This is a genomic window from Desertibacillus haloalkaliphilus, assembly GCF_019039105.1.
In the GTDB taxonomy this organism is placed as follows: domain Bacteria; phylum Bacillota; class Bacilli; order Bacillales; family KJ1-10-99; genus Desertibacillus; species Desertibacillus haloalkaliphilus.
Map to the genome: position 1 here is coordinate 1 of NZ_JAHPIV010000437.1, position 359 is coordinate 359.

1 protein-coding gene is annotated in these 359 nt (G+C 42.1%); it reads right to left on the reverse strand.

Translation table 11 applies throughout. The features are described from left to right. Positions 1-359, reverse strand: a 359-nt coding sequence (locus KH400_RS22685) for an NAD(P)/FAD-dependent oxidoreductase (protein ID WP_217228497.1), incomplete at both ends; no start/stop codon positions are given.

The window sequence follows — 359 nt, forward strand, 5'->3', positions numbered from 1 at the left end:
CCTGTAGCCCAGACAACTGTTCCTGCTTTAATCTCATCGCCACTAGCAAGTGTTACGCCTGATTCAGTTACTTCTTTAATCGGACAGTTAATTTTAAACTCAACACCACGGCTCTCAAGTAAGTTCATCGCATATTCCACCAATTCAGGATCGAACCCTGGTAGGGCAGAAGGAGCAGCTTCAATTACGTACATTTTCACGTTATCCTTAGGAACATCATAATGGGCACATAATTGAGGTAAGCGCTCTGATAACTCACCAATGAACTCAATACCTGTAAAACCAGCACCAGCTACGATAAATGTTAATAGCTCGTCCTGCGGCTCAGGAGTATTATTATATTTTGCAAACATGTACTC